Below are 8,578 nucleotides of genomic sequence, written 5' to 3'. Positions count from 1 at the left end.
GTGCTCATCTCCTGCCAACCCCGGAGGAGGGGCCCCGCAATCTCAAGCCGCGACCTGACTAAATCCCGGATCCTCCAGGGGTGGCTGAAGAAGCACGTCCAGAAGTCGCGGTGCGCGTCCAGAATGGACTGCGCCTCCGGCCCGAAGCCGACCGCCGTAACCCCAGCCGCCTCGGTGAAGCCGACCAGGTCCGGCGGGACGGCCATGCACACGTCGTGCCCGCGGCGCGCCAGCTCACGACCGACAGCGAGGTTGGGCTCGACATCGCCGCGACTTCCCCAGCTCGCCAGCACAAATTTCATCGCGGGCCCTAGTCCTTCACTCTTCCCTGCGGGTTCTGCGAAATGAAAGCGGCGGCCTCAGACGCCCGGCTCAGCCGCCCGGCAGCATAACCCGATCCCCCGCTATGCACCTGGAATCCAGAAGTATTGGGCAAGCGGCCGGCAACACCTGACCCTGGCGCCGCGCAGCTCCTTTATTTCTGGGGAGATCCGGCGCTCTCACCGAGAAATTCGCCCAGGTACCGGGGCGGCTTCAGGTTAAGCAAGCGCTTGCGGTCGGCGGCGAGATCCTTGTAATCGAGCGCCTCAATCTCCGCCGGCGAGTACGACAATTGCGAATCCGGATGTCCTTTTCGGACGATCCCGACGCCCATGTCGCACTTCAGCACCGCGATGCGCACGTCGTCCCGAACGCTACGCAGATGGACGATCGCCTTCCAGACATCACCGGTCCATATACCAATCACCAGTGGCCCTCGCTGCTGCGCGACGAAGTCGTCCCACGAGGCCGCGGGGCGGCCGGCCAAGGCGAAGGGGGGGTTGCAGTCGTGCAGGACGATGACGCCGTCGTCGCGCAGGTAGCGCAGGGTGTTCTCGACGTCCCGCACGACCTGCATATAGCTGTGCTGCCCGTCGATCAGGGCGACGTCGATGCCGCGCTGCTCGAGGAAGGCCGCCTCGTTCGCGAAGAAGTCGTCGCTGGTCATCTCGAAGTAGTGGGTGACGCGGGCCTTCGCGTCGGCGAGAGCGCGAGTGCGCTCCGGGAGCTTGAACGCCGGGTCGACGGCGATCTTCTCATCGGCGCTAATGTGCTGGAACGCCTGTCCCCGTGAAACACCGATCTCCAGATAGACGCGGTTCACCCGCCCGTCGAGCGCCCGCCGCACGGCCTTGATCCGGTTCATACCGGGCAAAGCGTCCGCCAGCATCACCAGCCCGTTGTTGATGTTCACGCGACGATCCTCTCCACTAAGGGCACCTCTGACAAGGGCTACGCCCGCACGCCGAGAACCGTCTCGGTTCGGCTCCGCCTTCCTGCGCGTCTCGCGCAGGTTCGTTGGGGGTACGGAAACCCGCCCTCGTTTGCCCCCCCATTCGTCCTCTGATCTGGGGAATGCGGGGTGTGGAAGCTGCACCAAGTTGGTTCCGGTTGGCAGGCATGTCAAGGATGTTGCCCTCCTCGTCGGATGTACGAACGAGCAGAGCGGCCGCAGAATACCGATCGAGCTTCGGCAGACCTCGCGGCGTAAATCCAAGGGAGTGCCAGTCATCCGTTGTCTCGGTAATGCTGGCGGGCCCGGTCAAGCTTACCTAGACCGGTGATCTCAAGGCTAACCGACTTCCGTTGTCCAGCAGCACCCAGCATGAAAAGGATATCGCCTATCGGTGCGCCCAACCAAAATCGCCAAAACCGCCTGCGATAGAATTTCCATACATAGCTACCGTCCCCCATCAACCAAAATCCTGCAATCCAGAGCAGGTAGTAGGTCACGCGCCTCCAACGCGCAACGACCATCTCGACATTCATCTCCATCATCTCGAGGCCCCAAACCCGGTATCGCCATTCCAGGTCGTACTGGCTCTGAAACTCAAAGAACGCCCGCATCTCGGCATTGGTGACGAGGAATTCGTCGAAGACAAGAATGGATCCTTCGATAAAGCGGTACTTGCAGGTTTCTAGCGCATGCAGGCAACTCTCATATGTATCCAAATCCATGTGGAAAAGCATGATTGGGGCGTCCGGTCGGCCGGCCAAGAATGGGGCCAACGTCTCGAAGGTGCTTCCCCTGATAAACTGAACCTTGCGACCGAGCGCGTCAGGCACCCCGTCGTACAGGCTCACACCGGTGTCCCGAACAAAACGCTGTGCGAGCGGTTCTGATAGTGAGAATGTTCCACGCTTGATGACGATCTGGTCGTCGATTTGCCAATCTTCAACGAGGCCCGAAAACGTGTCGAAACCGTATACCGTGCGGCCGCAAGCATCAAATATGAGCCTGGTCGACCAGCCGAGCCAGACACCTAGATCAAGCAGTAGTTCGTCAGAATCCCGCCGGTTTGGTCTCGCCAGGTGCGACGCTTCCCATAATAGCGTGTGGCCTCGAATCCTGCGCCGACGCAGATCCGAAAGCGTGCGGCCGATAAACGAGCGATATGCGTCGTCATAAACCCGGATGTCCCTAGCATATAAGTTTGGAATGTAGCGGTCGCGACCCTGATAAACCAAGCGTGCGAATAGAAGGAACAGTAGAAGTACGCCAAGCGCGACCAAGAGAACCGGCAGGAAGTAACATGCCGCAGCCACACCGAGCACGATGCCAATGAGAATCGCTTTCCATATGCGGTGAAGATTCGTCCGATCCACTGCTGGACTATCCACTGTCGGACTATCGACTACGCTCACCGGTTCACCTCCAGGTTCTCGGCTAGATTAGGCCTCAACTACCTCGGCATGGCACTGAACCTGCCGGCTCTGAATCGCTGATTTGACGCGGCCACCACAATCGCCCGCACCTCTGCGCTGGCAGGAAAGTCATTGGGCGACGTCCGGTTCCCACCTCAAACAGGACAACCTTCAGGCCGCCTTCCGTCAACTCTTTGACAGCCCAACGAGCCATGGGCTCCCGCGCCGACGACGATGACGTAATGATTCGCCAACATACCCAATCCGCTGAACAGGTGTGTGATAATGCCTCGGTTCGAAGACTGCGTCCTCTTACCAAGTAGGTGACCTTGCGCCAGGCCGACAGCGTTAGCCCTACCGAGGAGGTGCAGAGGCCGCGCTCGCAGCACAAGGAATTTCGCCCGGACATCGAGGGCTTGCGCGCCATCACCTTGTTCGCCATCTTCGGCTTTCACGCTGAGGTGCCCGGTATGCGTGGTGGGTTCGTCGGCCCGGACGTGTTCTTTGTCATCTCGGGCTTTTTGATAACCGGGCAACTCTTGCGCGAGGTGAGCACCACCGGCACCCTACGGCTAAGCCGCTTCTATGGGGGCCGGGCCCGCCGACTGCTTCCGGTGGCAGCCACGGTCGGCGTCGTCACCGTGATCGCCTCGGCTTACCTGTTACCTCTGTTGCAGGCCCGCAGAGCCATTTGTGATGGCATCGCCAGCGCGTTGTACGTCCCGAACTTCTGGTTCATTGCAGAAGGCGTCCATTACTTCGGCGGGCACCTGCCGCCGTCGCCGTTCCAGCACTATTGGACTTTGGGCGTCGAGGAGCAGTTCTATCTGTTGTGGCCGGTCCTGATCATCGGCACCGCCTGGCTCATCCGGCGTCTGCGCCGGCGCACGAAGCCCGGTGCCCCCGTGTCGAAACGCCCGTATCTGATGGTCTTTACGCTGATTGCGGCCATCTCGTTCGGGCTGTCGCTGGTGGTCACCTACGTCATGCCCGCGGTGGCGTACTTTTCGCTGCCCACCCGGGCGTGGGACTTCCCCGCCGGCGCCCTGGTGGCCCTCACCGCCGGACAGTGGAGTCGACTACCGCCACGAGCTGCTGTGATCACAGGATGGCTAGGGCTGGGGGCGATCCTCCTGGCCTGCAACCAATTGAGCACGGCCACGCCGTATCCGGGTTTCGCCGCGCTGTTGCCGGTGCTGGGCACGGCGCTGTTGATCGGCGCCGGCTGTGCGACACCCACACAGGGATGCGGCCGCATCCTGGCAGTGTCGCCAATGCGGGCGATCGGCCGGCTGTCATATGCGTGGTACTTGTGGCACTGGCCGTTGCTGGTGCTCACCCCGGCATGGCTGGGCCACCCGCTGGGGCTGGCCGGCAGGTTGGCAACGCTCCTCGTGTCCGGCGGGCTGGGCATGCTCACGCTGCGTTACATCGAGAACCCGTTGCGATTCGCCACTCCCCTGCGCCGCTCTCCCCTCGCCAGTCTCGCGGTTGGCGGTGCCGCTACCGCGATGGCGGCCTGCGTAGGGGTGGTATTGCTGGTAACGGTGCCCGTCCCGGTCGGCCGCGGCGCGCCTGCTGCGGCGCTGAGCATCACCGCGGCGCCTCCCCCTCCCGGCTCCAACGTCGACGCCTACGACGCGGCGGTGCAACACGCGTTCGCGCAGTTGCAGGCCGCGGTCGCCGCATCGGCCGAGCTGCAAGCCGTCCCCTCGAACCTGAACCCGCCGCTTGCTGGCGTTGAGGCCGAACTTAAGGCCATGTTGCTCAATGGCTGCCTGCGCGAGCCTCTCCAAGGCGGGCAGCCTGAGTGCGCGACGGGCGATACCGCCTCGACGACGACGGTGGCCCTGGTCGGCGACTCGCATGCCGCAATGTGGAATCCGGCGTTCGAGCAGGTCGCCACCCAGCGACACTGGCGGCTCGAAACCATGGCCAAGGGGGCCTGCCCATTGCTGGACTTGCCCATCACCAACCATCTGTTCAGTGGCTTGGTCGAACACTTTGAACACTGCGAGCAATGGCGCGGCCAGATCCTCGCCCGTTTGCGCGCCGAGCACCCACGCCTGATCGTGGTGGGCCTGTGGCGAGGCTATGGTTCCGGCGGCGGCAACGGTTGGCTGTCAGGCTTCACGTCCTATGACGCGGCGTGGATCGACAGCCTGACCCGCCTGGTGCGGCAGCTGCGCGGCACCGGTGCGCAGGTGCTCGTGCTCGGGCCATCTCCGGATCCGCACACGTCGGTGCCGACCTGCCTGTCCGGCCACCTCGATGACGCGACGGCGTGCTCGCCGCCGAGGTCGACCGCAGTGAACCAACCCGGCATCACGGCTGAGTCCGCCGCCACCAAGGCCGGCGGCGGACAATACACCGACCTCACCGAACTGTTCTGCACCACAAACCGCTGCCCGGTCATCGTCGGGAACACCCTCGTCTACATCGACGAGGCTCACCTGACGATCGAATACTCCCGGCTGTTGGCACCGGTCATGGGGGCGCTGGCCGACCGCGCACTCTCCCCCGGTTGACATGCTGAAGATTGTTGACTGTGGACTTAGCGAAGCCCCACACCAGAAAAGTGCGCCACGGCGACGCCGGCAACCATCGGCGCGAGCAACCCCCTGCCGTCGACCGGACGGCCCTGATCGCGGCAGCGCACGCCGGCGAGATCGACGTGCTGGACTCGCTGAAGGAACCGTTGGCAAGGAACCGTGACCAGCGTGGATTCGAAAACGTATCCGATCCCGAAACCACCCCTTTCGATGTTGCCGAATGTGATAATGCCGCTATTCGAAGACCGCGTCCTCTTACTAAGTAGGTGACCTTGCGCCAGGCGGACAGCGTTAGCCCTGTCGAAGGGGCGCAGGGTCGGCGCTCGGCACAGACGGGGTTTCGCCCGGACATCGAGGGCTTGCGCGCCGTGGCGGTGGTGGCCGTTGTCCTTTTTCACGCTGACGTACCTGGTGTGGGCGGTGGGTTCGTCGGCGTGGACGTGTTCTTCGTTATCTCGGGCTTCCTGATCACCGGGCTGCTCTGGCGCGAGGTGAGCACCGCCGGCACCGTCGGGCTGCGCCGCTTCTATGGGGCGCGAGCCCGCCGACTGCTGCCCGCATCGGCCACGGTAGGCGTCATCACCGCGATCGGCTCGGCGGTCCTGTTACCTCCATTGCAGGCCCAGACCGTCATGGGTGACGGCATCGCCAGTGCACTGTATGTCAGTAACTACCGGTTCGCTCTGCAAGGCGTCGACTACTTCGGCGGCCACCTGCCGCCCTCGCCGTTCCAGCACTACTGGTCGTTGGGCGTAGAGGAGCAGTTCTATCTGGTGTGGCCGCCCATGATCATCGGGACGGCGTGGCTCATCCGGCGTGCGCGTCGACGCACCAGGGCCCATGCCACCTCCTCGGAGCGCCCGTATCTGGTGGTCCTTGCGCTGGTCACGGCCGTGTCGTTCGCGCTGTCGCTAGTGGTCACGTATGTGGTGCCTTCTGTGGCGTTCTTTTCGCTCCCTACCCGGGCCTGGCAGTTGGCCGTCGGCGGCCTGGTGGCCCTCACGGCCGGCCAGTGGCGCCGACTACCGCCACTAGCTGCCGCGATCGTGGGATGGGCAGGGGTGGGGGTGATCCTGCTGGCCTGCACCCGGTTGAGCCCGACCACGCTGTATCCGGGTACCGCCGCACTGTTGCCCGTGCTGGGCGCGGCGCTGGTGATCGGCGCCGGCTGTGCCGCACCGTCTCAGGGATGCGGCCGCGTCCTGGCATTGTCGCCGATGCGCGCGATCGGCCGGGTGTCGTACTCGTGGTATCTGTGGCACTGGCCGGTGCTGGTGCTCGCACCGGCATTGCTCGGCCACCCGCTCGGGCTGGCCGGCAGGTTAACAGCGGCCCTGGTCTCCAGCGGGCTGGCGGTCCTCACCCTGCGTTTCATCGAGAACCCGTTGCGATTCGCCGCTCCGATACGCCGGTCTCCACTGGGCAGTCTCGCGCTGGGCGGTGTCGCCACCGCGGTAGCGGTCGCTGTGGGCGTGGCGCTGCTGATATGGGTGCCTACCCCGGTCGGCCGCGGCGCGCCGGCTGCGGCGCTGACCATCGCTGCATCGCCTCCCCCCACCGGCTCCGACATTGACGACTACGACGCGGCGGTGCAGCACGCGTTCGCGCAGGTGCAGGCCGCGGTCGCGGCATCGGCCGAGCTGAAAGCCGTACCGTCGAACCTGGACCCCCCGCTTGCCAACGCGGCAGCCGAACAGAAGGTACAGAAGGCCATCCTCCTCCGCGACTGCATGCGCGGTTTCCAAGGCGGACAGCCTGAGTGCACGGCGGGCGATACCGCCTCGACGACGACGGTGGCCCTAGTCGGCGACTCGAATGCCGCGATGTGGAATCCGGCTTTCCAGCAGATCGCCGTGCAGCGGCACTGGCGGCTAGAGACCCTGAGCAAGGGGGGCTGCCCATTGCTAGACCTGCCCATCTTCAGCCCCGACCTTCACCGGGAGTACACCGAGTGTGAGCAGTGGCGCGGTCAGGTCCTCGCCCGATTGCGCGCCGAGCACCCGCGGCTGGTCGTGCTCAGCGTGATGCGCCGATACGGTGCCCGCTACGGTTGGCCTTCACGTTTCACGTCCTACGACCCGGCGTGGATCGACAGCCTGACCCGCCTGGCGCAGCAGCTGCGCGGCACTGGTGCGCAGGTGCTGGTGCTCGGGCCGATCCCGGATCCGCACTCATATGTGCCGATCTGCCTGTCCGGCTACCTCGATGACGCGACGGCCTGCTCACCGCCAAGGTCGAGCGCGGTGAACGAGCCCGGCATTGCAGCTGAATCCGCCGCCACCAAAGCCGGCGGCGGACAATACGCCGACATCACCGAGCTGTTCTGCACCGCTGACCGCTGCCCGGTCATCGTCGGCAACACCCTGGTGTACTTCGACTGGGAGCACCTGACGCTCGAATACTCCCGGATGTTGGCACCGGTAATCGGGGCGCTGGCCGACCGCGCGCTCGCCCACGGTTGACATGCTGCAGATTGTTGACTGTGGACTTAGCGAAGCCCCACACCAGAGAAGTGCGCCACAGCGGCGCCGGCAATCATCAGGGTAAGCACCCCAGAGAGGAACCGGAGGCGTCGGCTTTTGTCAACATCCGTGCTCGTCACTGGCGGGGCAGGATTCATTGGGTCCGCGCTCACGCGCCGTCTTGTCAAAGCTGGTTATGACGTCGCTGTGATGGACGTCCTGCACCCGCAAGTGCACGGCGAACATGCAGCGATCGACCTGCCGCCATCCGTGCGATTGTTCACCGGCGATGTCGCCCATGCCCCTGACTGGGATGCTGTGCTTCGGCTGTTCCGACCTTCCCAGATCGTCCATTTGGCGGCCGAGACGGGAACGGCGCAGTCGCTCTCCCAGGCAACGCGCCACGGCTCGGTAAACGTGGTGGGAGCGACTCAACTTCTTGACGCCCTGAGCCGCTCAGCACACGTGCCCGACCAGCTCGTCCTGGCTTCTTCGAGAGCCGTCTACGGGGAGGGCGCTTGGCAATGCGGAACACGAACCTTCTATCCGCGGCCGCGCAGCCACGCTCAGCTGCTGGCCGGTATTTGGGATCCACAAGGGCCCACGGGCGAACCTGCGGTGCCGCTTCCGAGCTGCTCAAGCCGGACGGAGCCCCGGCCTACCAACATTTACGCCGCGACCAAGCTCGCGCAGGAGCACATGTTGGCGGCGTGGACCGCCGCCCATGACGCCCATCTCAGTGTGCTGCGTCTGCAGAATGTCTACGGGCCGGGCCAGTCGCTGACCAACTCATACACCGGAATAGTCGCTCTCTTCGCGCGTTTGGCGCGCCAGCAACGCCGGTTGGAGGTCTACGAAGACGGCCGGATCGTGCGCGAC

General features: G+C 64.5%; 6 protein-coding genes. 3 read left to right on the top strand and 3 right to left on the bottom strand.

What is annotated here, in order from left to right:
• From ACLP9N_RS34020 to ACLP9N_RS34010, 3 genes are all read right to left on the bottom strand, one after another.
• On the bottom strand, window positions 1-302 hold a 302-nt coding region (locus tag ACLP9N_RS34020; RefSeq protein WP_442411507.1), incomplete at its 3' end, for a glycosyltransferase.
• Between the two features lie 173 nt (window positions 303-475).
• Window positions 476-1,210: a class I SAM-dependent methyltransferase gene (locus ACLP9N_RS34015; RefSeq protein ID WP_442411509.1), complete on the bottom strand. Its 735-nt coding sequence runs from the start codon at window positions 1,208-1,210 to the stop codon at window positions 476-478.
• Between the two features lie 338 nt (window positions 1,211-1,548).
• Window positions 1,549-2,685 carry a class I SAM-dependent methyltransferase gene (locus ACLP9N_RS34010; protein ID WP_442411506.1) on the bottom strand — a complete coding sequence of 379 codons (1,137 nt, stop codon included), beginning with the start codon at window positions 2,683-2,685 and terminating at the stop codon, window positions 1,549-1,551.
• A 323-nt stretch (window positions 2,686-3,008) separates the two neighbouring features.
• On the opposite strand from ACLP9N_RS34010, the gene ACLP9N_RS34005 reads away from it, so the two are divergent.
• From ACLP9N_RS34005 to ACLP9N_RS33995, 3 genes are all read left to right on the top strand, one after another.
• Window positions 3,009-5,213 carry an acyltransferase family protein gene (locus tag ACLP9N_RS34005; RefSeq protein WP_442411505.1) on the top strand — a complete coding sequence of 735 codons (2,205 nt, stop codon included), beginning with the start codon at window positions 3,009-3,011 and terminating at the stop codon, window positions 5,211-5,213.
• Between the two features lie 290 nt (window positions 5,214-5,503).
• The gene (locus ACLP9N_RS34000; protein ID WP_442411504.1) at window positions 5,504-7,699 is read left to right on the top strand and encodes an acyltransferase family protein; all 2,196 of its coding nucleotides are present in this window, start codon (window positions 5,504-5,506) and stop codon (window positions 7,697-7,699) included.
• A gap of 129 nt (window positions 7,700-7,828) precedes the next feature.
• Window positions 7,829-8,578 (top strand): NAD-dependent epimerase/dehydratase family protein (locus ACLP9N_RS33995; RefSeq protein ID WP_442411508.1); only part of this gene is annotated, 750 nt, incomplete at its 3' end.

Origin of the sequence: Mycobacterium sp. (assembly GCF_052144515.1) — a bacterium.
In the GTDB taxonomy this organism is placed as follows: Bacteria; Actinomycetota; Actinomycetes; order Mycobacteriales; family Mycobacteriaceae; genus Mycobacterium.
The sequence above is the reverse complement of the archived record's forward strand: the minus strand, read 5'-3'. Positions and strand labels throughout refer to the sequence as shown.

What these genes read in the sequence shown, in the direction of transcription:
- ACLP9N_RS34015 (WP_442411509.1), bottom strand. Translation starts at nt 1,210, where the DNA reads ATGCTGGCGGACGCTTTGCCCGGTATGAACCGGATCAAGGCCGTGCGG.